Annotated in this window: 20 protein-coding genes; 14 read left to right on the top strand and 6 right to left on the bottom strand. The window is 32.3% G+C overall.

What is annotated here, in order from left to right:
* Positions 1–45: 45 nt before the first annotated feature.
* Positions 46–1311 carry a hypothetical protein gene (locus LG649_RS08425; RefSeq protein ID WP_226543272.1) on the top strand — a complete coding sequence of 422 codons (1266 nt, stop codon included), beginning with the start codon at positions 46–48 and terminating at the stop codon, positions 1309–1311.
* A 30-nt stretch (positions 1312–1341) separates the two neighbouring features.
* Here LG649_RS08425 and LG649_RS08430 read toward each other — a convergent pair whose 3' ends face one another.
* The 4 genes from LG649_RS08430 to LG649_RS08445 form a co-directional block, all read right to left on the bottom strand.
* Entirely contained in the window at positions 1342–2583 is a 1242-nt protein-coding gene (locus tag LG649_RS08430) for a DUF3089 domain-containing protein (protein ID WP_226543274.1), read from the bottom strand.
* Between the two features lie 114 nt (positions 2584–2697).
* Positions 2698–3159: an FKBP-type peptidyl-prolyl cis-trans isomerase gene (locus LG649_RS08435; RefSeq protein ID WP_226543276.1), complete on the bottom strand. Its 462-nt coding sequence runs from the start codon at positions 3157–3159 to the stop codon at positions 2698–2700.
* 143 nt (positions 3160–3302) lie between these two features.
* The gene (gene htpG, locus LG649_RS08440; RefSeq protein WP_226543278.1) at positions 3303–5216 is read right to left on the bottom strand and encodes a molecular chaperone HtpG; all 1914 of its coding nucleotides are present in this window, start codon (positions 5214–5216) and stop codon (positions 3303–3305) included.
* 174 nt (positions 5217–5390) lie between these two features.
* On the bottom strand, positions 5391–7814 hold the full coding sequence (locus LG649_RS08445; protein WP_226543280.1) for an alpha/beta hydrolase family protein: 2424 nt from the start codon (positions 7812–7814) through the stop codon (positions 5391–5393).
* 179 nt (positions 7815–7993) lie between these two features.
* Here LG649_RS08445 and LG649_RS08450 point away from each other — a divergent pair, with 179 nt between their 5' ends.
* Together LG649_RS08450 and LG649_RS08455 are read left to right on the top strand one after the other, a co-directional pair.
* The gene (locus tag LG649_RS08450) at positions 7994–9004 is read left to right on the top strand and encodes a 3-oxoacyl-ACP synthase III family protein (protein ID WP_226543282.1); all 1011 of its coding nucleotides are present in this window, start codon (positions 7994–7996) and stop codon (positions 9002–9004) included.
* Between the two features lie 627 nt (positions 9005–9631).
* Complete coding sequence (locus LG649_RS08455) at positions 9632–9994, top strand: CoA-binding protein (protein ID WP_226543284.1); 363 nt, start codon at positions 9632–9634, stop codon at positions 9992–9994.
* Here the strand turns inward: LG649_RS08455 and LG649_RS08460 are convergent.
* Complete coding sequence (locus LG649_RS08460; RefSeq protein WP_226543286.1) at positions 9965–11413, bottom strand: sodium:solute symporter; 1449 nt, start codon at positions 11411–11413, stop codon at positions 9965–9967. The genes LG649_RS08455 and LG649_RS08460 overlap by 30 nt on opposite strands.
* A gap of 78 nt (positions 11414–11491) precedes the next feature.
* Here LG649_RS08460 and recR point away from each other — a divergent pair, with 78 nt between their 5' ends.
* The 11 genes from recR (at position 11492) to ftsY (ending at position 19702) form a co-directional block, all read left to right on the top strand.
* Entirely contained in the window at positions 11492–12109 is a 618-nt protein-coding gene (recR, locus tag LG649_RS08465) for a recombination mediator RecR (protein WP_226543288.1), read from the top strand.
* A gap of 13 nt (positions 12110–12122) precedes the next feature.
* A complete protein-coding gene (locus LG649_RS08470; RefSeq protein ID WP_226543290.1) occupies positions 12123–13223 on the top strand; it encodes a glycosyltransferase family 2 protein in 1101 nt (366 codons plus the stop codon).
* Positions 13224–13307: 84 nt separating this feature from the next.
* Entirely contained in the window at positions 13308–14645 is a 1338-nt protein-coding gene (locus LG649_RS08475; RefSeq protein WP_226543292.1) for a dihydrolipoamide acetyltransferase family protein, read from the top strand.
* An 82-nt stretch (positions 14646–14727) separates the two neighbouring features.
* The gene (locus LG649_RS08480) at positions 14728–15501 is read left to right on the top strand and encodes a 3'-5' exonuclease (protein WP_226543294.1); all 774 of its coding nucleotides are present in this window, start codon (positions 14728–14730) and stop codon (positions 15499–15501) included.
* 197 nt (positions 15502–15698) lie between these two features.
* Complete coding sequence (locus tag LG649_RS08485) at positions 15699–16310, top strand: fumarylacetoacetate hydrolase family protein (protein WP_226543295.1); 612 nt, start codon at positions 15699–15701, stop codon at positions 16308–16310.
* 3 nt (positions 16311–16313) lie between these two features.
* A complete protein-coding gene (locus LG649_RS08490; protein ID WP_226543297.1) occupies positions 16314–16655 on the top strand; it encodes an Hpt domain-containing protein in 342 nt (113 codons plus the stop codon).
* On the top strand, positions 16656–17906 hold the full coding sequence (locus LG649_RS08495) for a competence/damage-inducible protein A (protein WP_226543299.1): 1251 nt from the start codon (positions 16656–16658) through the stop codon (positions 17904–17906).
* An 82-nt stretch (positions 17907–17988) separates the two neighbouring features.
* Complete coding sequence (gene rpmB / locus LG649_RS08500; RefSeq protein ID WP_044625958.1) at positions 17989–18225, top strand: 50S ribosomal protein L28; 237 nt, start codon at positions 17989–17991, stop codon at positions 18223–18225.
* A 24-nt stretch (positions 18226–18249) separates the two neighbouring features.
* Positions 18250–18432 carry a 50S ribosomal protein L33 gene (rpmG, locus tag LG649_RS08505; RefSeq protein ID WP_044625959.1) on the top strand — a complete coding sequence of 61 codons (183 nt, stop codon included), beginning with the start codon at positions 18250–18252 and terminating at the stop codon, positions 18430–18432.
* Positions 18433–18438: 6 nt separating this feature from the next.
* Positions 18439–18591, top strand: coding sequence for a DUF4295 domain-containing protein (locus LG649_RS08510; RefSeq protein WP_082048539.1), 153 nt, complete (start codon positions 18439–18441; stop codon positions 18589–18591).
* Between the two features lie 157 nt (positions 18592–18748).
* Positions 18749–19702, top strand: a complete 954-nt coding sequence (gene ftsY / locus LG649_RS08515; RefSeq protein WP_226543301.1) for a signal recognition particle-docking protein FtsY — start codon at positions 18749–18751, stop codon at positions 19700–19702.
* Positions 19703–19809: 107 nt separating this feature from the next.
* On the opposite strand, the gene LG649_RS08520 is transcribed toward ftsY, so the two are convergent.
* Positions 19810–23031, bottom strand: coding sequence for an AsmA-like C-terminal region-containing protein (locus LG649_RS08520; protein ID WP_226543303.1), 3222 nt, complete (start codon positions 23029–23031; stop codon positions 19810–19812).
* Between the last annotated feature and the right edge of the window lie 40 nt (positions 23032–23071).

Consider the following 23071-nt stretch of genomic DNA (forward strand, 5'->3'; position numbering starts at 1 on the left):
AATTAAACCTTCCGAAAAAAATACTGTCAAATAAAAAAATAATCTATGAGACAGACGGTATTACTTTTTATGATTAGCTTGCTTTTCGTACAGTGCTCAAAAACAGATGATAATACTGCGATTGATTATCCCGATTCTGAAAACGATATAAGAGTTGGGGATTTTTCCGTAAACTATGTTAATCCCGAAATTTCGCCTAGGGATAATTATATGATTTGGATAGAACTTGATACGATAAATGGTGTATCTGGAAAAGTCTGGCAATGGGGTATAAACCCAAATACAGGAGATTTAATTCCTGAAGATGGAAAAGGATATAGTCCTTTTACCTCAAATATTTATGCACGTCCTGCAGATTGGGGAATTGATAATTTAGGTGTTTTTTATGTTGGTGCTACAACTTCAGGGCAAATAAAAATGATACGACCAACAAGCCCAACTTCTGCAACGGTTACAGATATTGCAGCACCTATTGAAAATAAACGAAGAGTATTTTATCCTTCACAACTTCCTGACGAAAACAAAAGATTTGTTCTTTATATTTTAAATGATGTCATTAATGGGTTTTCTGCAAATTATCCTCAAAACACGAAATTTCAATTAAGATTTCTTGATTTGGACAATCCAACAAATGATTATTTAATAGAAGAACAACCAAGCATATACCCATTAATAGTTCCTATGGATGTTATTGTTCCAAGATGGATAAAAGGAAGTTTCTATATCACTTATGGTTATAAAGATGCCAATGGAGTTGTGCAAGCAAAACAATTTAATGCACTAAACCCAACTGCTGCTGCTGTTCCTGTAACAAATGATATAGCCAATAAAGTAGATGGTAATACAATTTTAAACACGTTAAATGGAAATCAGTATTTTTTAAGTGGTTTTAATGCGACAAACACTGCATATATTTATAAAAGAACATCTTTCGAATCTATGTTCGTTCAAAATGAAATAATTACACCAACTTCGGTAAATCTTGAAACACCTGCCTTAAACCAATCTCACGAACCTTTTATTTTTAATAATGAGATGTATTCAGCATTTCAAATCAATGAAGACGGCAATAATTTTTCCCAAACGGCATTTAATCGACCTGGTGAAATTTGGTTAACGACAATAGACAACCAAAATCAACAAATGTGGTTATTAAGTGATTTTGATAGTACTTTAAACGTATCCGAACCGGAAGCATATATTGGTAACGACAAAGTTTGGATATTTTATTCAGCTTCTAAACTAGATGGTTCACAATCTTTCATCAACAGGAAATATCAATTGCGGAGATGCGAAACGCCTATGAATTAAGTGAATACCAAAATTTTTTAAAAGGTATAACTAATTACAATGCTCCAATTTCTCATCAATTTGCGACATTAAAGCCCATAAATAAATATGGTAATCTTTGGTGTGATAACCCCAATTCGAGTAGTTAATATGGTCTTGTTCGTCTTCTAGCTCGTTAGGACGCTGGTCGTTGGGTTGTGCTGCGAAATCTATGCTTAATACCACTTTTTGATTTGCTTCACGGCGTTGTCTGGCGGTGTAAAAATTATTGAAGGCTATAAAATTTGCATCGTCGGCATAATCGTAACCGCTATCTGGTGTTATGTAATAATCTAAATTTGTGGCAGTTTCGCCGTAATAACTAAAATCTTGAACAAACCAGTCTTCGGTTTCATTAAAAGCTCTGTAAACCAATCCGCTATTAATTAAATACGGATTAAATTCGGGCAAACCAGGGTTAATATCTGGAATATCTTGAGCTTCATCAAAAGCGGCCCAATTGCTAATACAGCCACATTCGTTTGTTGTGGTACATAACGGAATGTTTTCCCACCAACCGCCTTTATATAGACCTTCTTCGGCATAAACATATCCCATGCCGGCTAAGGCTGCTACCACTAATTGGTCGCGAAGCGTTGGGTTTTCATCGAATACATCACGCAATAACATACCCAATAAATACGATCCTTGCGAATGGCCTGCAATTATTATTTTATTGCCGTTATTGTAATTGTTTAAATACTCTAAAAATGCTGCTTTTACATCGCTATAAGAGGTTGCAATAATATTGGCTTGTTCTTCCTTGTCGGTTGTTTCGTCGTAGGTTTTACCAGACGATTGGCGATAATGCGGCGCAAAAACACGACCGTATTTTGCTAATAAACCACCCTGAGCAATTATGGTTAGGTTAATTAATAATTTATCTTGCTCGTCTATAGGGATATTTTGAGGGGTAAAAGCACTTTGTGCAGTAGTTAATATTGTTGGGTGAACCCAAAACACATCGATTCCTGTATTTATGGTGGCATTATTTTCTACTGCAATGGTTTCTTCAATATTTAAATTTTCATCAATTACCGCAATATCTAAATTGTAAAAAGGTAAAATAGTTGTTTTTTCAGGATGGATTACCCAATTTTCAGTATTCTCGAAATCTACAGTTGAGGTTGGAATATCAATAACTTCTGTAACTGGGGTGTCATCGTCTTCTTGTTCTTCTTCTGTACCGCCGTTATCACTTTTAGAGCATGCAGTTTGTAATATAATTAGGACAACTAATAGGAGTTTTTTCATTTTTTAAGTAGGTTTTAAATAAATATCTGAAAAATAGTTTGTTAAACTAATATAATAAAAAAAGTCGCTCCTAAATTAAGAACGACTTTTATGTTTTGTAAAATTGCTTAGACTTTATTCATTAACCGAAATTAAGTTAATATCAAAAATTAGTACAGAACCTCCAGGAATACCGGCGTAACTACTATTACCGTACCCTAAATGCGCAGGAATTAAAAGTATACCGCTACCGCCTTCTTTAAAATAAGTAATACCTTCGGTCCAACCAGCAATTACTTGCTGTAAGTTAAACGAAACACCGCTTTCACTACTTTCGTCGAAAACGCTGCCATTTAAAAAATAGCCTTTGTAAGCTACAGTTACGTTGCTTGTATAAGTTGGTTGTTCGCCAGAGCCTTGTTCGTTAATAACATAGTACAAACCCGAATCGGTTTTTACAGCATTTAGGCTATTTTCGGCAATGTAATTTTGAATGTCTTCATCGTTTTGAGCTCTATAATCTACAGTGTCGTCGTTTTTACAAGCCGTAAATATTAATGGAACTATTAAGGCTAAGGCTAATAACGTATTTTTCATATTTAAAATTTTAGCGGTAAATATAATAAGATGTATGTATTGTTAATGGGCGTCGGTTAAAATTTTGTGTAAATAAAAAAGACGCTCTAAAATACACAATGATCTTTTAGAGCGCCTTTTTAAGAATTAAATTGCAAGCAGTTTTACTTTATCATAGCGTAGCTACGTTTTATAAAGTTTGTAAGTTCTTCACCTTTTAATAAACCTTGAGATAAACGCGCTAAATCTAATCCTTGATTAATTAAGCGTTCTTTATCCTCTTTAGCTTCGGTGTTTAAAATATCGTTTACTAAGGCATTATTGGTGTTAACAATTAAGTTGTACATTTCGGGCATATTACCCATGCCAAACATACCACCACCGCCTCCAGTGGCTTGCATTTCTTTCATACGACGCATAAATTCTGGTTGCGTAATTATAAACGGATTTGCCTCGCTATCCATAGCTTCTAATTGAACCATAAATTTATCAGAAGGCACAACTTCTTTTAATAATTCTTCTAAAGTTTTCTTTTGATCGTCATCTAACTTAGAAATAGTGTTTTCATCTTTCTTAATTAAATTATCGATGTGATCACCATCAACACGTGCAAAAGATATGTTTTCTTTTGATGTTTCTAATTTCTGGATTAAGTGCGATACTATTGGAGAATCTAATAATAAAACTTCGTATCCTTTTGCTTTTGCAGACTCGATGTAACTGTGTTGTGCATCTTTGTCTGAAGCGTAAAGAATTACTAATTTATCATCTTTATCGGTTTGGTTTGCTTTAATTTTATTGAATAATTCTTCGTATGTGTAGTAGCTACCATCAACCGTTGGGTAAAGTGCGAAAGTATCTGCTTTTTCAAAGAATTTTTCTTCGGAAAGCATTCCGTATTCAATAACAACTTTAATATCGTCCCATTTTGCTTCAAAATCTTCACGATTGCTATTGAATAACGATTTTAATTTATCGGCTACTTTACGTGTAATGTAAGATGAAATCTTTTTTACAGCACCATCGGCTTGTAAGTATGAACGCGATACGTTTAGCGGAATGTCTGGAGAATCGATTACACCACGTAACATGGTTAAAAATTCTGGTACAATACCTTCAACATTATCGGTTACAAAAACTTGGTTTTGGTATAATTGAATTTTATCTTTTTGAATATTCATGTCTTGTCCCATTTTTGGGAAATACAAAATACCAGTTAAGTTAAATGGATAATCAACATTTAAGTGAATGTTAAATAACGGCTCCTCGAACTGCATTGGGTACAACTCGCGATAAAAGTTTTTGTAATCGTCGTCTTTTAAATCGGTTGGTTGCTTTGTCCACGCTGGGTTAGGGTTGTTAATAATATCGTCAACCGTAATTTGTTTGTGTGGTTCTTTGGTTTCTTTACCGTCTTTATCGGTAATAGTTGCAGGCTCATGCTCTGGGTCGTTAATTTCTTTAGTGCCAAATTTAATTGGCACAGGCATAAACTTATTGTATTTGTTTAATAGCTCACGAATACGAGATTCTTCAAGAAATTCTGTAGAATCTTCGGCAATATGAAGTATGATTTCTGTACCTCTATCGGTTTTATCGGCAGTTTCTAGAGTAAACTCAGGCGAACCATCGCAAGTCCAATGTGCAGCAGGCTCATCTTTAAACGATTTTGTAATGATTTCAACTTTTTCTGCAACCATAAAGGCAGAGTAAAAACCTAAACCAAAATGACCGATAATTCCAGAATCTTTAGCCGAATCTTTGTATTTATCTAAAAATTCTTCAGCTCCAGAAAAGGCTACTTGGTTAATGTATTTTTCAACCTCTTCGGCTGTCATACCTAAACCTTGATCTATAATATGAAGTTTTTTACCGTCTTTGTCTATTTTTACTTCAATTTGAGGATTGCCATACTCAACTTTAGCTTCACCAATATTAGTTAAGTGTTTAAGTTTTAAAGTTGCATCTGTTGCGTTACTAATAAGCTCACGTAAAAATATTTCGTGGTCGCTGTATAAGAATTTTTTAATTAACGGAAAGATGTTCTCTACCGATACATTAATGTTTCCTTTTGCCATAATTTAATTTATTTTTTAATTCTCACATCTGCGAGAACTGTTTATTGATTTTTATTTTGATTGATTTTGTCATTTCAACAAAAATGCCAATTCCTAAAATATGACAAAGTGGCACTAAAAGAAAAGGCCACTCTGTAATAGAAAGGCCTTTTATTAATTTATGAAGAAGTTTAATTATTCTTCTGTGTTTTTTGAAGGTTTTAAATGTTTTTCAAACCATTGGTCTTGTTCCCAAAGCATATGTAAAACCGATTCTTTTGCAGCATAACCATGACTCTCCTTTGGCAGCATAACTAATCTTACCGGAGCGCCAAGACCTTTTAAGGCATTAAAATAACGCTCGCTTTGTAGTGGATATGTTCCAGAGTTGTTATCGGCTTCACCGTGAATTAGTAGTAAAGGTGTCTTCATTTTATCGGCATGCATAAATGGCGACATGTTATAATATATTTCTGGAGCTTCCCAATAATTTCTTTCTTCACTTTGAAAACCAAAAGGCGTTAATGTGCGGTTGTAAGCACCACTTCTTGCTACACCTGCCGCAAATAAATTGGAGTGTGATAATAAATTGGCCGTCATAAATGCACCGTAAGAGTGTCCGCCAACGGCAACTTTTGTACGGTCTATATAGCCTAAATTGGCTACAGCATCAATACCAGCTTTAGCATTGGCCACCAATTGTTTTATAAAGGTGTCGTTTGGTTGTTCGTCGCCTTCGCCAACTATAGGGAAAGAAGCGTCGTCTAAAACCACATAGCCTTTTGTAACCCAATAAATTGGCGAACCGTACCATGGATAAGTAAACTCGTTAGAGTTGCTAGTGCTTTGGCCTGCGCTACTTTTGTCTTTGTATTCGCGCGGATATGCCCACATAATCATAGGGTATTTTTTACCAGCTTCGTAGTTAGTTGGTAAATATAATGTTCCAGAAAGCTCTAAACCATCATCACGTTTGTAATTAATAATTTCTTTTTTAACGTTTTGTATACTTTTAAACGGATTCTCGAATTGTGTTAATGGCACAGGAGTCATGCGTTTAAAAATGTTTCGTACGTAGTAATTAGGATATTCGTTTTTAGATTCAATGCGCACTAAAATTTCTCCTTTTTTCATATTGAAGGCCATAGAGATGTCTTCAACTTTATCTGTTAAATTAGATTGATAGAGTCTAGATGTTTTTTTGCTACTTAAATCCATAGCATCAACAAAAGGAAATTTTCCTTTGGCACTATAACCGTCTCCAATTAAATAGGCTTTGTTTTTTATAATATCTAAAGTGTAACGCCCAAATTCATTGCGTTTGGTAACGAAATTACCCGGGTTACTATAAACATCTTGGTAGTTTCTGTCGAAAAGTATTTCAGGTTTAATTTTTGAGTTTGATGGATTAAATATATAGGTTTTTGTGTTTCTGGTGTTCCACCAATAATCGTAGGCAATAGCAGTATTATCTGTTCCCCATTCAATACCGCTAAAACGGTTAATAGTTTTTAAAAGTGCAGTTGGTTGTCCTGTAAACGGGGCATCGAGTTGAAAAACTTCATCTCTAAACTCAACTTCTTTTTCGGCATCGCCTTCATCTAAAGCTTCAGCCCAAACTAGAGTAGCTGGTTTGTCGTCGCGCCAAGAAAGGTTTCTTTTGCCTTTTCTAACAGACATAAATCCTTTTGGTAAGTCTTCAATTAAAGGTACTTCAAGTACGGTTTTTATTAATTTTCCATCGGTATTGTAGACAATACTTTTTGATGGAAATCTGCGATATGGTACTAAATATGAAAAAGGTTTTTCTATAGTTGTAATCATGATATAGTTACCATCTGGAGAAAACGATATACTGCGATACATAGCACTTTCCTTCCAGGGCGTAATTGTACCATTTAAATCTACTTTTTGTAAATCGGCTAAAGCCAATTGCTCAAAATTGTGTTCGTCGGCTTTGTTTTTTAATAAATCTTGGTAGGTTCTGTTTTGTGCTTTTTTACCAGCTTCACTAACCGAAATTGTTGGGCCAGTTGGAACTGCAATTTTAGTGTCTATTAAATCTTTTCGGTTATCAGGGAGTGTTTTAATAAGTAAAGCATTGCTGTTTTTAAACCAGTAAAACGGGTTTCCAATATTAGCATTAAGATTGTCTTTGGTTAGTTTTTTTACAGATTTACTATTTATATCTAAAATCCAAAGTTCTACACCAGAAGTAGTTGTATTAGTAAAAGCCATTTTGCTTTGATCTGGCGACCAAGAAAAATTAGAAAGTCTTGGGTTTTTTGGTAAATTTTCAACGGTTGTTTCTGTTCCTTTTCTGCCAACTCTTACTTTTATATTATTGTAATAGCGTTCTCTACTGCCAATATTTGTTTTTGGGTTAATTCTTAATCCACCAAGTCGCATTTCGGTTTCCGACAAGGTTTCAATACTTTTAAAATTGCTTCGGTATAAGAACACCATGTTTTCACCTTTGCTATCAATTCTTATTGATGGCGCTAAAGGAGCTTCAGCAAGTTCTAGAATTTCTTTTGAGGGTTTTTGGTAAGTTAAATTTTCTTGAGCATAGCTAAATATGGAAATGCCGAGAAAATAAAAAAATAGTAGTTTTTTCATTTTTTGATTTTTGAATTTGTTAGCATTTAAAATTATTGATTTCAGTGTAAATAAAGTCTAAAATTAAAGTTAAAATACCTTTGGAGCCTGTTTATATACTAAGTTTTAAACTTAACCATGATTTTATATTGCTAAATATGTTTATATTGCCAAATTATTAAAATTAACATGCATAAATTATGTATAATTCAAAAATAATTGGTTTAGGTAAATATGTGCCAGATAATGTGGTTACCAATGATGATTTATCTAAAATAATGGACACTAATGACGAGTGGATTACAGAAAGAACAGGTATAAAAGAGCGTCGTTGGGTAAAAGAAGGTAGTGGAGATACTACGGCAACAATGGGTGTTAAAGCAGCTAAAATGGCTATAGAACGCGCCGGAATAAGTAAAGATGATATAGATTTTATTGTTTTTGCTACGTTAAGTCCAGATATGTATTTTCCTGGGCCAGGTGTTCAGGTTCAGCATGCGTTGGGTATTAAAACGGTTGGAGCTTTGGATGTTAGAAACCAATGTTCTGGTTTTATTTACGCCTTATCTGTAGCCGATAATTTTATAAAAACAGGTATGTATAAAAACATACTTGTAATTGGTAGTGAGTTACATTCGCATGGTTTAGATAAAACAACAAGAGGCCGTGGTGTTAGTGTGATTTTTGGAGACGGAGCAGGTGCGGCTATTTTAACTAGGGAAGAAGGTAATAAAAAAGGAATTTTGTCTACACATTTACATAGTCAAGGTGAACATGCCGAAGAATTGGTTTTAAAAGCACCAGGTATGGGAACGCGTTGGGTAAACGATATTTTAGCAGATAATAATGAAGATGATGAGAGTTATTTCCCGTACATGAATGGACAATTTGTGTTTAAAAATGCTGTGGTTCGTTTTAGTGAGGTAATTATGGAGGGGTTAATGGCAAATGGTTTGCAAAAAGAAGCTATAGATATGTTAATTCCGCACCAAGCTAATTTACGTATAGCGCAGTTTATTCAAAATAAATTCGGATTAACAAACGATCAAGTTTTTAACAATATTCAAAAATACGGAAATACAACAGCAGCGTCTATTCCTTTAGCTTTAACAGAAGCTTGGGAAGCAGGTAAAATAAAGGAAGGCGATACAGTTGTTCTTGCAGCGTTTGGAAGCGGATTTACTTGGGGAAGTTGCATTATTAATTGGTAAAGTAAATTTTTATTAAAAATAACAAAAAACCCGAAACGTTTTGTTTCGGGTTTTTCTAGCTATTAATCAACTTCAATTAACACTTATATGAAGAATCATATTATCTTAGACGTATTTATATCTGTTTTATTACATTGATAATCAGTATTTCAATAATTTTAACATAACAAATAAAAAAAACTCGAAACATTACTTTCGAGTTTTTTAGTTTATACAAATCTTCATAATTACGGATGTTTTTCTTGTAGATGACTAATTCTAAATAATAAATAAAACGTAGTAGTATAGATTGTACTTTATTATAACGACAAAATTAATCTAATATTATTTAAAATATAAAAAATTAACATAAAATTTTATTTTGCTAAATTTTTACCCCTTAAAATTACGAAATTGATTTTTGAGGGATTTATTTTGTAGGATTTTTAACAATGATTTTGGTTTGGTTAAAAAATTTAAAACAAAACCCTGAAAGCTGTAAGTTTTTCAGGGTTTTTTTAATATCCTAACATGTTCACTAACCATCAAAATAATGCAGGATATTAAATATTGTAATTCTTTTTTTAATAAGACGACAAAATGTATATTATGTTACTAGAAAGTAATTATTTAAAATAAGTTTAACGAATGAAAAAGAAAACTTTAGTTTTTGGAGCTTCTTTGAAAACAAATCGATATTCGAATTTGGCTGTACAGCGGTTAGTTGCAAATAAAATAGATACGGTAGCTTTTGGATTAAAAAGCGGAATTATAGAAGGAGTAGGTGTAGATACAGAATTGTTACACTATGAAAATCTGCATACCATAACACTTTATATTAACCCTACAAGGCAAGAAGAGTATTACCATTATTTAATTGCGTTAAGGCCAGATCGTATTATTTTTAACCCTGGAACAGAAAACCCAGAATTTTATAAATTGTTACGAGCTAATGGTATAAGCTATGAAGTAGCTTGTACTTTAGTTTTGCTTTCTACGAATCAATATTAGGCCTAAAAAGGTTAACAGACCGTTTATAATTAGAATTTCGAAACCTATTTGGTAGCCGTTTAATAAATCTACAGAATGGGCATTAATAAAGTATGATAGTATTGGAGCTATAATAGCAATAACCCATACATATTTATCTTTAATTTGGGTTTTAGTAAAAATACCAAGAGCAAATAAGCCTAAAAGTGGTCCATAAGTATAACCGGCTGCTTTAAAAAGTTCCCATATTACAGATACATCCTTAAAAATAGCATCAAAACAAATAATTACAACTACTAATAAAGCACTTATAAAAATGTGAGTTTGTTTTCTAATTTTTTTCTGTGCATTAATAGGTTTTTTTCCTATTTCAATAATATCAATACAAAACGATGTAGTTAATGATGTTAAAGCAGAGTCAGCGCTAGAATAGGCGGCAGCTACTAAACCAAGAATAAAAAATGATGAGGTTAAAATGCCAATTTCAGGTAGCATGGCAATGGTTGGAAATAATTCGTCTTTTTTAGCTGTAATGCCGTTTGTATTCGCGTATTCTGTAAGCATAAGGCCTAAAACTAAAAATAGGATGTTTACAAAAATTAAAACCACACTAAAAGACAGCATGTTTTTTTGAGCTTCTTTCAAGTTTTTACAGGTTAAGTTTTTTTGCATCATATCTTGGTCTAACCCAGTCATGGTTATCGTAATAAACATGCCAGATAAAAAACTTTTTATAAAGTATTGAGCATCGTTAACATCTTCAAAAAAGAAAACTTTACTCATAGTATTTTCTTTAACACTGGTATAAATTTCAGTAATACCATTTAGGTCTAGTGCAGATGCTAAAAAGAAAATAGTAACAATAACAGAAACTAACATAAATAAAGTTTGCAGTGTATCTGTGAAAATTATTGTTTTTATTCCTCCTTTAAAGGTGTAAAGCCAAATTAGAATGATGGTAATAATTACAGTTATGGCAAAAGGTATATTAAATTGATCGAAAACTAAAAGCTGTAAAACTTTGGCAACCAAAAACAGCCTAAAAGAGGCGCCAACAACGCGGGAAATTAAAAAAGCAACAGAGCCGGTTTTGTAGCTTACAATGCCAAATCTATCTTTTAAATACGAATATATAGATGTTAAATTAAGTTTATAGTATATAGGTAACAATACATAAGCAATAACAATATAGCCAAATAAATAACCAAAAACTACTTGTAAATAACCAAATTGTTTGGTTTCCACAGCACCTGGAACCGATATAAATGTTACTCCAGAAAGCGAAGCGCCTATCATACCAAATGCAACTAAATACCAAGGGGCAGACTTGTTTGCTTTAAAAAAAGCATCGTTAGAGTCTTCTTTTCCTGTGAAATAAGATATTAATATAAGGACTATAAAATAGCCTGCAATTAAAAATAGAATTTGTGTTGCTGTCATAAATAGTATATTGAAGCCAAAATACAAATAACAAACGATAAGTTTAAAACTTAATTCTAAAATTGTAAATTCGCAACCATGGAATTTTCTTCAAAATTATTAGAAAACGCAGTAAGCGAAATGTCTCAATTACCAGGTATAGGTAAGCGTACAGCATTACGTTTGGTTTTACATATGTTAAAGCAGCCAGCCTCTAGAACACAATTACTTGCCGATGCTTTAGTGAAAATGCGTACCGAAGTTAAGTTCTGTAAATCATGTCATAATATAAGTGATGTAGATTTATGTGAAATATGCTCAAACAAATCTAGGGCTACAGATACTATTTGTGTTGTTGAAGACGTTAGAGATGTTATGGCTATTGAAAATACGAGCTCTTTTAAAGGGATTTACCATGTTTTAGGAGGTAAGATTTCTCCAATGGATGGTGTAGGACCTCACGATTTAAAAATAGATTCTTTGATTAATAAGGTAAAACAAGGAGAGGTAAAAGAGTTAATTTTCGCCTTAAGTTCAACAATGGAAGGCGATACCACAAACTTTTACATTTATAAGCAAATACAGGAATATAATGTACTTACATCAACTATAGCTCGGGGGATCTCGGTGGGTGATGAGTTGGAGTATGCCGACGAAATAACACTTGGCAGAAGTATTGTAAATCGTATTCCTTTCGAGTCTTCACTTAAATCTTAATTTGCCTTTTTTTTTGAAACTATCTGTTGTTATATTAAACTATAATGTGCGTTACTTTTTAGAGTTATGCATAAAAAGTGTACAAGCTGCTATTGTAAACATAGATGCAGAAATAATTATAGTAGATAATAACTCGAATGATGATAGCGTAGCTATGCTCAAGGATAAATTTCCTGAGTTTAAGTTAATTGTAAATAGAGAAAACTTAGGGTTCTCAAAAGCTAACAATATAGGTGTGCAACAGGCCAAAGGTGAATATGTTTGTATTTTAAACCCAGATACTGTTGTTGCAGAAGATACATTTACTAAAATTTTAAACTTTGCTCATTCTAAATCAAAGTTAGGAGCTGTAGGTTGTCAATTAATAAATGGTGTTGGAGACTTTTTGCCAGAAAGTAAACGTAAAATACCATATGTAAAAGCGGCTTTTAAAAAGATTTTAGGAAATGCTAAAGATTATTATGCTGAGAATTTAAAGCCTGATGAAGTAGGTGAAGTAGAGGTTTTAGTTGGGGCATTTATGTTTATGAAGCGAGATGTGTTTTTAAAAGTAGGAGGTTTTGATGAAGACTACTTTATGTACGGAGAAGATATAGATTTGTCGTATAAACTACTAAAAGCTGGTTATAAAAATTATTATTTTGGTCAAACAACCATTATTCATTACAAAGGTGAAAGTACATTAAAAAATAAGTTTTATGCAAGACGTTTTTATGAAGCCATGCGTATATTTTATAAAAAACATTTTAAACGAAATTTGTTGTTCGATGTTTTCGTATGCTTTGGTATAAATTTGGCTTATTTTCTTAGAAAACCTCCAGAAAGGCGTCATAAAGTATTAAATCGTTATGTTTTATTATCCGACACTAAAAATAAAAACCTTGAAAGCCATTTGGATGCTGAAGTTGTTTTAGTTAACAATACAAATAATTTACAAAATGGAGACGAGGTTATTATAGATACTTCAAAATATAGTTATAAAGAAATTATAAGTATAATTAAAGCTAATCCAAAAAATAAGCAGTTGGCATTTAAAATACTTCCTGAAAATTCAAAATTTATAATAGGAAGTGATAATACTATAGATAAAGGAGAAATAATAGAATTTAACTAGTTTTTATAAAATAAATTAACTAAAAAACACTTGTTTTTAGTAATTTTGCAAAAAAAATAAAACCAAACATCTTAACGTTTCATTATGGCAAAATATAAGTTGAAGCTACCTAAAATGGGAGAAAGTGTTGCAGAAGCAACAGTAACATCATGGCTAAAAGAAGTTGGTGATACTATAGAAATAGATGAGCCAATTCTTGAAATAGCGACAGATAAGGTAGATAGTGAAGTTCCTAGCGAAGTAGAAGGAGTTTTAGTAGAACGCTTTTATAATGTAGATGATGTTGTACAAGTGGGCGAAGTATTAGCTATAATTGAAACCAGTGGAGACGATAATGAAGTTGAAGAAGATAATGGTGTAATTGAATCGGTTAACGAGGAAGACTTAGTTGAAGCTCCTATTCAAGAAGCCGTAAATTATGTTAATGAAAGTGTTGCAGTTGCTCAACAAGTAGTTGAAGCTCCTGTTTTAACATCTACAGAAAATAGATTTTATTCACCTTTAGTTAAAAATATTGCAAAAGCCGAAGGAATATCGCAAGCTGAGTTAGACGCTATACAGGGAACAGGTAAAGATGGACGCGTAACAAAAAACGATATTTTATTATTTTTAGAAAATAAAAACGGAACTGATAGTCCTGTAAAAACAAAGGTTGAACCTGTTGATTTAAAAACAACTAAAGTAGAAATCAAAACGCCTGTAATTTCTAGTGGTGAAGATGAAATTATAGAAATGACAAGAATGGGAAAGTTAATTTCTCATCACATGACGGCATCATTACAAACCTCGGCACATGTACAAAGTTTTATAGAAGCCGATGTAACAAATATTTGGAACTGGAGAAATAAAGTTAAAAACGAATTTCAAAAAAGAGAAGGCGAAAAACTTACGTTTACGCCAATTTTTATGGAAGCTATTGCCAAAGCGTTACGTGAGTATCCGTTAATGAATATTTCTGTTCAAGGCGATAAAATAATAAAAAAGAAAAATATAAATCTGGGTATGGCGGCAGCTTTACCAGACGGTAATTTAATTGTTCCGGTTATAAAAAATGCAGATCAGCTTAACTTAGTTGGAATGACTAAACAGGTTAACGATTTAGCAAACAGAGCGCGTATAAATCAATTAAAACCCGATGAAATACAAGACGGAACATATACTGTTACTAATGTTGGTAGCTTTGGCAGTGTTATGGGAACACCTATAATTAATCAGCCTCAAGTTGGTATTTTAGCTCTAGGTGCCATAAGAAAAGTACCGGCGGTAATAGAAACTCCAGAAGGCGATTTTATAGGTATTCGCTATAAAATGTTTTTAACACATTCTTACGATCATCGTGTGGTTAACGGTGCACTTGGAGGTATGTTTGTAAAAGCTGTAGCCGATTATCTTGAAGCTTGGGATACCAATCGTGAGGTTTAAAAAAATAAAATAAATGCCTAAATTGTCCAATCCAAAAAATAAAGGGTTGGACTTTTTATTTTAATATAAAACTATAGTTATAATGCAACTAAACTTAACAAAGCCTATTTGTTTTTTTGATTTAGAAACCACAGGCGTAAACATTACAAAAGATAGAATTGTTGAAATTTCTATTTTAAAAGTATTTCCAGATGGAAAAGAAGAACGCAAAACCTGGTTGGTAAATCCGGAAATGCCCATTCCAAAGGAGGTTACCGAAATTCATGGTATTTCAGACGAAAAAGTTGCTAACGAACCAACATTTAAGGATTTAGCTAAAGATATTCATAACATGATTAAAGACTCTGATTTAGGAGGGTTTAATTCTAATAGGTTTGATATTCCTTTGTTGGCTGAAGAAATGTTGCGTGCTGATATTGATTTTGATATGAAAAACCGATTAGCGGTAGATGTGCAAACCATTTTTCATAAAATGGAACAACGTACTTTAAGTGCAGCTTATAAGTTTTATTGCGATAAAAATTTAGATGATGCACATAGTGCTGAAGCTGACACTAATGCAACTTACGAAGTTTTAAAGGCACAAATTGAAAAATATGACAATCTTGAAAATAGCACCAAGTTTTTAGCTGAGTTTAGTTCTCGTAAAAAGTTTGCCGATTTTGCCGGATTTATCGTGTTTAATAAGAATGGAGAAGAGTGTTTTTCGTTTGGTAAACATAAAGGCAAGTTGGTAACAGAGGTTTTAGATAAAGAACCTGGTTATTTTGGATGGTTATTAAATGCTGATTTTCCATTGTATACCAAAAAGGTTTTAACAGCTATTAAATTAAGAAGTTTTAATAATAAACTTTAAAAATAAAAATATTTGCAGGTGTTAGCTTTTAGTTAGCAAATACACCTGCGTTAGGGATTGTAGTGTAAAGCCCACAGCTTAACTGTTGTAAACAGTAAGCGAGGACTTGCAGCGTAAAGCCCGACCGCGCCTGAGCGTGGTAACGCCCAAATTGAAAAAAATAAAGTATTTTCGCATTTATTATAATTTAAAATAGCATGAAATTAATTTGTATAGGTAGAAATTATACCAAGCATATTGAGGAACTGGAGAATGAAAAACCTACAGAACCGGTAATTTTTATGAAGCCAGATACTGCTATTTTACTTAAAAAACAGCCGTTTTTTATTCCAGATTTCTCTAACGATGTACATTACGAGGTTGAGGTTCTAGTAAAAGTTAATAGAGTAGGGAAGTATATTGATAAAAAATTTGCCCATAAATACTACAACGAAATTGGTTTAGGTATAGATTTTACAGCTCGAGATTTACAATCTAAATTAAAAGAAAAAGGGCTGCCTTGGGAAAAGGCTAAAGCTTTTGATGGATCTGCGGTGGTTGGTAAATGGCTCTCAAAAGATGAATTTACCAATGTTAATGAAATGAATTTTTCTTTAAAAAAGAATGAAAATGTTGTGCAAAATGGAAATACAAGCCACATGCTTTGGAAAATTGATGAAATAATAGAATATGTCTCTAAATATTTTACATTAAAGATAGGAGATATTATATTTACGGGAACACCAGCCGGAGTAGGCAAGGTTTCTGTAAACGATAATTTAAAAGGATTTATTGAAAACAAGGAAATGTTTTCGATTACAGTTAAATAAAATATGGAACAACATTACAAATTATACAGAGTTCGCGAATTAGCCGATAATGATGACGATTTTATATTGGCTTTGGCTCAAACATTTGTGGAAGAGGTTGCTGTTGATGCCGAAAGACTTAAAAAGGCAGTTGCAGATAAAAATTACCACGAAGCTTACCAAGCGGCTCATAAAATGAAGCCTACTATCGATTTATTCGAGCTTGGTGTACTTAATACCTTAATTGAAGTGCAAGATTGGGGGAAATTTACAAAAACAGACCAAGATATTACCGAGCAACTTAATATTGTTATAACAGCAGTAGATAATGCTTTGGCAGAATTGAAGTCAGATTTCAATTTATAAATGTTATCAGAAATAATTACCATAGGTGATGAGTTATTAATTGGGCAAGTTATTGATACCAATTCGGCTTTTATAGCTAAGCAGTTAAATAAAATAGGCGTATCTGTGTACCAGATTACTTCGGTGCAAGACGAAAAAACTCATATTTTACAAGCCTTAAAAGATGCCGAAAACCGTGTAGATATTATTATTCTAACAGGTGGATTAGGGCCAACAAAGGACGATATTACTAAAAAAACCATAGCAGAATATTTTAACGATACTCTAGTTCGTGATGCTTCGGTGTTGGAGAATATTGAAAACATTTGGAAAAATTATGTAAGGCAAACCTTGCTACAAGTAAATAAAGATCAAGCCTTAGTACCATCTAAAGCACAGGTTTTAATGAATACCTTGGGTACAGCTCCAGGTATGTGGATGGAAAAGGGGGAAAAAGCGTTTATTTCGCTTCCTGGTGTGCCTTTTGAAATGAAAGCACTAATTACTAACTCGGTCATTCCTAAAATAAAAGATAAATACAAATGCCCGTTTATACTTCACAAAACATTATTAGTTTATGGTTTAGGTGAAAGTACTTTAGCCGCACGTATTGAAGCTTGGGAAGATGCCTTGCCAGAACATATTAAATTAGCGTATTTGCCTAGTTTAGGTAAAATGCGACTTCGAATATCTTCAAAAGGGTTTGATAGAGCTAAAGTAGAAACCGAAGTGCAAGATCAAATTAATAAAGTTTTACCTTTAATAAAAGATGAGTTTTTTGGGTATGAAGATGAAGATGGTAATGAAGAAGCTGTAATAGGAAACCGATTAACGAAAATAGAAAAAACACTAGCCATTGCAGAAAGTTGTACAGGAGGTAAATTGGCAGAATTATTTACAGCTAATCCAGGAGCTTCAAAATATTTAAAAGGAGGTGTGGTTACATACTCTACACAGTCTAAAATAGATGTTTTAGGTATAGATGAAGCTTTAATAAACAAGTATTCGGTTGTAAGCTCGCAAGTTGCCGAAGCAATGGCCATTAAGGTTAAAAATTTATATAAATCAGATTTTGCTATTGCAACAACAGGTAATGCAGGACCAAGTAAAGGTGATTCGCAAGCAGAAATAGGAACCGTATTTATAGCCATTGCTAATAATAACGGTGTGTTTTCGCAAGAATTTAAGTTCGGTAGTCCTCGTGCCAGAGTAATAAACAAAGCGGTTAACAAGGCTTTAGAATTACTTCAAAAAGAAATTTTTAAAAATTGATAAAGTTTTGGTTGTTAGCTATTAAATTATTTGTATATTTGCACCTCGATTTTAAGCAACAAGAATTTTAAAGTTATAGATAATGTCAAGAGTTTGTGAACTTACAGGTAAGAAGGCAATGGTTGGGAACAATGTTTCTCACGCATTAAACAGAACTAAACGCAAATTTGGTGCGAATTTAGTTAAGAAACGTTTTTACATTCCAGAAGAAGATAAGTGGGTAACTTTAAAAGTGTCAACTTCTGCTTTAAAAACCATTAATAAAATAGGTATATCTGCAGCAATTAAAGAAGCAAAATCTAAAGGATTTTTAAAGTAATAGCTGCGCTAAAAAATATATAAAATGGCAAAGAAAGGAAACAGAATTCAGGTAATTTTAGAATGTACAGAGCATAAAGCTACTGGGCAACCAGGAACATCTCGTTACATTACAACTAAAAACAAGAAGAACACGCCAGATAGAATGGAGATTAAAAAATTTAATCCAATTCTTAAGCGTATGACTATTCATAAAGAGATAAAATAATTAGTTATGGCAAAGAAAGCAGTAGCATCATTACAAACAGGATCAAAAAGATTAACAAAAGCCATAAAAATGGTTAAATCTCCTAAAACTGGAGCTTATGTTTTTGTTGAATCTATTATGGCACCAGATTTAGTAAACGACTATTTCAAAAAAAATTAATAAACCTCTCAATGGTTTAGAAAAGCAGCTTTCTAGCTAAGAAAGCTGCTTTTTTTGTTTTATATTTATCTGACATTATTGCAAAATTTTAAATTAGGCAAGAAATTTGGTTGATTCAGGTTATGTTAAATCATCTTTTTAAAGCATAAAAAAAATAATGAGTTTTTTTAAAAAAATATTTTCATCAGAAAAAAAGGAGACCTTAGATAAAGGTTTAGAAAAAACTAAAAGCAGTTTTTTTGGTAAGCTCAGTAAGGCTGTGGCTGGAAAATCTAAAGTAGACGATGAAGTTCTAGATAATCTTGAGGAGGTTTTAGTTAGTAGCGATGTTGGTGTAAACACAACTTTAAAAGTAATTGAACGTATTGAAGAACGTGTGGCTAAAGATAAATATCTTGGTACAGATGAGTTAAACCATATTTTACGTGAAGAAATAGCAGGATTACTTAGTGAAACTAACATTGGAGAAGAAACAGAATTTTCTGTTCCTAGTAATAAAAAGCCTTATGTTATTATGGTTGTAGGTGTTAATGGTGTTGGGAAAACAACAACCATTGGAAAGCTGGCTTATCAATTTAAAAAGCAAGGATTAAAAGTAGTTTTAGGTGCAGCCGATACTTTTAGGGCAGCAGCCATAGATCAGCTTCAGGTTTGGGCAGACCGTGTAGATGTACCTATAGTTAAACAAAATATGGGAAGTGACCCAGCCTCTGTAGCTTTTGATACTTTACAAAGTGCAGTTACTCAAGATGCCGATGTTGTTATAGTTGATACGGCTGGACGTTTGCATAATAAAGTAAATTTAATGAACGAGCTTACAAAGGTTAAGCGTGTTATGCAAAAAGTGGTGGATGATACGCCTAATGATGTGTTATTGGTTTTAGATGGTTCTACCGGTCAAAACGCATTTGAACAGGCTAAACAATTTACAGCAGCAACCGAAGTAACCTCTTTAGCTGTTACAAAATTAGATGGAACAGCAAAAGGTGGTGTTGTTATAGGGATTTCAGATCAGTTTAAAATTCCTGTTAAGTATATTGGTGTTGGTGAAGGTATTGAAGATTTGCAAGTGTTTAATAAATATGAATTTGTAGATTCTTTTTTTAAATAAATAAAAATTACAAAAATTTTAAATTGTAAAGGCTGTAAAAAATTGTAGTTGCGATTAGGTTTACGTTTTATTTAAAAGCTGTTGTGTTTTAATTAACAGAATAGGTATTACTTACTTTTATTTGTTTTGTCTTTTCCTAAAGTAATATTATAATCATTTATATTACCGTGTAATTTTATATTCAGATAGCGTACTTTTTCATTAGGATCTAGTTCTATAATCTCATCATCAACGGTAGTATTAATACTGTCGTTCTTCTTACCAAATAATTTATAACGTGCGGCTTGTTTAACTGTTTTTAAAGGAATTCTTAAATAATATTCAATATTGTAATCGCTATCTTGGGTTCCCGATAATTCCATGTGACCTAATGTAGACTCTATAGTCATCTTAGGAATGGTAATGCGTCCATTAGTAATATCTATATGGTTTTTAAGTGTGTCAAATTTTACTTTATTAAGGTTTTTATCACCCATATAGTCCGATAGCATTGACATAGGGTTATAATTCTGTAATTTGCCATTAAGTACTTTAACATCCATATGAATTTCAGATTGGTCTAAATCTGGAACTAAATCTGGATAAACTCTTATGTTTCCATTAATTTTTGTAGAAACTTTACCTTTTAAATTATCGGATACTAGATGGTCTTGCCCGAAATTTTCAAACTTAAATAAAAACTTATCAATATCTACATTTTCGGCTACAATATTGGGTTTCATATAAATATGCTTAGGGTTGTTGCCATTAAAGTAGCCAGACATATTAAACTTACCTCCTGCAGCATTCATAGTAAGGGTGTCTATATAGATGTAATGATTTTTAGTAGTGCGTAAGTTTGCATTAATTTTTTCTAGAATAATGCGGTGGTACATAAAATAATCAACATCAAAATTAATTTTCATGTCTGTAAATGGAAGCTCATATAGATTAAAAGCTTCTGCATGTTTCTTAATATCCGTAGTGTCTTTTTGCGCTATAGCTGAAGATGGTTTTGTTGTGGTCGCCTCAGACGGGAATAACTGATCAAAATCTATATAATTTGCTTTAAAATCTATATAATTATCTCGTTTTTTTATGGCTTCATTTTTTCCTAAATAATAATTTAAGTTAGCGTTAAATGATGTTCTACCTATTTTACCTATAAAATCTTTAATTATAAGATGATCGTCTTCATAGTGAAAACGACCAGAAAAATCTTCGAATTTAAGTGGATGTAAATGCATTTTGGTAGTGAGTTTATCTAAATTTATATCTACCGAATGTAGTGCTGATGCTTTATAATGCATACTGGAATTTACATGTAAAGCTAAGGTTTTGAATTCTTCATGACGATAATCTTTTGGTACATAATTCTCTCCTTTGTAAGAAAAAATGTCTTCTAGCTTTAATAAACCAGACGTTAAGGTAATATCTAAATCAACATCTCCATTAAGTTCTTCTTGCATCCAGAATTCATAGTTGTGTACAAATCCGTTTAAATGAAAGTCAGAATCATCAATAAAACCTTTAAAATCAACAATTTTAAGGTCTTTATCGTCAATAAGAAAATCAACGTGAAAATCGTGTAATTCATGAGGGTAATGTTTAAGATTAGCATGAAGGCTATCTACAAAAAACTCACCTTTTGGTAAATATTTGGCTTCGGTAAACGATTTTGCCGATGATTTAAAAGAAAAACCAGTACTTAGTTTTTCAATGCGTTCATCTATACCTGTACTGTCTGTTTTTGAGTATTTAGTTATTTCTGAAATATCTAACAGATTAGATTCAATTTCTAAATGTGCTACCACGGGTGTATCTGTGTGATGTATAATAGATGGAAAATCAGATAGGTATCCAGTTATTGATACATCAGATTTCCCCATTAGCATATCAAATTGATTAAGAGTTGCTTTTTTACCATTTAAAACAAGATGTGCATTTAGTTTTTTTAATGGAGCAGGTAGCGTTTTTGATGATAGACTTAAATCGGTTATTTTCAGTTCGCTAAAATAAGCTTGACTAAGTCTGTTTAGTGCTAATTCAGGATGGTCTATGTCTATAATATCATGAAAATTCATTTCTAACGCCACTTTTCCAGAAGGGTTTTCAATGTCTTTTAAGTTTAAGAATTTAGCCATAAACTCCAGATTAAAATCTGCATTTAGTTGCATATTAACATCTGGTTCTTCAAAATTGGTTATTACAATATTGCCTAAAAACTTTCCTTTTTCTAAACTAGCCGTCATATTGGTTAGCGAGAATTTAGATGTACGTAGGTTGTGTTCTTCTCCATTAGTAAAATGCCCACTAAACCCCATGTTATTAACACGTTTTCTTTTATCTGTATTTTCTAAGAATGCGTCACTTGCACCAAAATTAATATCAATAAAAGGGGTTTGCTGATTTAATGTAGAACCTTTAATAATACCATTAAAATAGATGTTACCTGCGTTTTTGTAGCGTTCTAGAATTGGAATAAGGTCTTCCGGCGCAAAAGCAAATAGCAAATCAAAATTTGGTTTAGTGCCTTTAATAGCAAGGTCAAGGTTAACATCGTTTTTAGTGTCAACGGTGCCTTCAAGCTCAAAGTCACCATGCTCCATTTTAATACCAGAGGGTTTAATATTAAGTACTCCAGTGTTTTTGTTTAGTGAAATATCTGTATGAAGTTCAAAATGCTTGTGGCGGATATAAGTGGTGTCTCCATTGTTGATTAAATTCATTTCAAAATCCGTGTCAACATGAGAAGAAATTAAATGATTATCTATTTTAAAACCGCCTTCTGCTTGATGAATAAAAGTTTCTAAATCGGTATGCGTTGTTTCATCTAGTTTATGAATATCTAGATTTAGTAATTTGATATTTTTAAGTTGAAGATTAGAAAGTTCTTCATTTTCATTATCTGTTTCTTCTAGAGGTGTTAAAGCATTTTGAATATTAAGGCTTCTATCGTCATGCAGTATAATATTAAAAAAACCATCTTCTATAATGAGGGATTTAATATGATAATCACCCTTAATAATATTGATTATATTGAAACCTGTATAAATATCTGCAACATCTAGAATTAGTTGGGCATTGGGCTCTTTAGTTTCATAAACCTTAACATTATCTAATTTAAAAGAAATATAAGGGAAGGTTTTAAAGAGTGATAAATGTGTGTCGCCAATGGTAATTAATCCCTTGTGTTGTTCGTTTAAAGCTGCTATTTCATTTTGTATAATATCATTTTGCTTAAAATGAATAAACAAAATTACTGTAGTAAGAAATATAATAGGTAGCGAGATTCCTAAGGCAATAAATCTCCACCAAAACTTTCGGTTTTTTAAGAATATAAATTTCATGATAATTTTGGGACTGTTATTAACATGGTATTTTTAAATA

The sequence above is a fragment of the Neotamlana laminarinivorans genome (genome assembly GCF_020523925.1).
Classification (GTDB): domain Bacteria; phylum Bacteroidota; class Bacteroidia; order Flavobacteriales; family Flavobacteriaceae; genus Neotamlana; species Neotamlana laminarinivorans.

What these genes read in the sequence shown, in the direction of transcription:
- LG649_RS08475 (WP_226543292.1), top strand. Translation starts at nt 13,308, where the DNA reads ATGGCAAAATATAAGTTGAAGCTACCTAAAATGGGAGAAAGTGTTGCA.
- rpmB (WP_044625958.1), top strand. Translation starts at nt 17,989, where the DNA reads ATGTCAAGAGTTTGTGAACTTACAGGTAAGAAGGCAATGGTTGGGAAC.
- LG649_RS08485 (WP_226543295.1), top strand. Translation starts at nt 15,699, where the DNA reads ATGAAATTAATTTGTATAGGTAGAAATTATACCAAGCATATTGAGGAA.
- LG649_RS08490 (WP_226543297.1), top strand. Translation starts at nt 16,314, where the DNA reads ATGGAACAACATTACAAATTATACAGAGTTCGCGAATTAGCCGATAAT.
- LG649_RS08455 (WP_226543284.1), top strand. Translation starts at nt 9,632, where the DNA reads ATGAAAAAGAAAACTTTAGTTTTTGGAGCTTCTTTGAAAACAAATCGA.
- rpmG (WP_044625959.1), top strand. Translation starts at nt 18,250, where the DNA reads ATGGCAAAGAAAGGAAACAGAATTCAGGTAATTTTAGAATGTACAGAG.
- LG649_RS08435 (WP_226543276.1), bottom strand. Translation starts at nt 3,159, where the DNA reads ATGAAAAATACGTTATTAGCCTTAGCCTTAATAGTTCCATTAATATTT.
- LG649_RS08430 (WP_226543274.1), bottom strand. Translation starts at nt 2,583, where the DNA reads ATGAAAAAACTCCTATTAGTTGTCCTAATTATATTACAAACTGCATGC.
- LG649_RS08425 (WP_226543272.1), top strand. Translation starts at nt 46, where the DNA reads ATGAGACAGACGGTATTACTTTTTATGATTAGCTTGCTTTTCGTACAG.
- LG649_RS08520 (WP_226543303.1), bottom strand. Translation starts at nt 23,031, where the DNA reads ATGAAATTTATATTCTTAAAAAACCGAAAGTTTTGGTGGAGATTTATT.
- recR (WP_226543288.1), top strand. Translation starts at nt 11,492, where the DNA reads ATGGAATTTTCTTCAAAATTATTAGAAAACGCAGTAAGCGAAATGTCT.
- LG649_RS08445 (WP_226543280.1), bottom strand. Translation starts at nt 7,814, where the DNA reads ATGAAAAAACTACTATTTTTTTATTTTCTCGGCATTTCCATATTTAGC.
- ftsY (WP_226543301.1), top strand. Translation starts at nt 18,749, where the DNA reads ATGAGTTTTTTTAAAAAAATATTTTCATCAGAAAAAAAGGAGACCTTA.
- LG649_RS08495 (WP_226543299.1), top strand. Translation starts at nt 16,656, where the DNA reads ATGTTATCAGAAATAATTACCATAGGTGATGAGTTATTAATTGGGCAA.
- LG649_RS08450 (WP_226543282.1), top strand. Translation starts at nt 7,994, where the DNA reads ATGTATAATTCAAAAATAATTGGTTTAGGTAAATATGTGCCAGATAAT.
- LG649_RS08510 (WP_082048539.1), top strand. Translation starts at nt 18,439, where the DNA reads ATGGCAAAGAAAGCAGTAGCATCATTACAAACAGGATCAAAAAGATTA.
- LG649_RS08480 (WP_226543294.1), top strand. Translation starts at nt 14,728, where the DNA reads ATGCAACTAAACTTAACAAAGCCTATTTGTTTTTTTGATTTAGAAACC.
- LG649_RS08460 (WP_226543286.1), bottom strand. Translation starts at nt 11,413, where the DNA reads ATGACAGCAACACAAATTCTATTTTTAATTGCAGGCTATTTTATAGTC.
- htpG (WP_226543278.1), bottom strand. Translation starts at nt 5,216, where the DNA reads ATGGCAAAAGGAAACATTAATGTATCGGTAGAGAACATCTTTCCGTTA.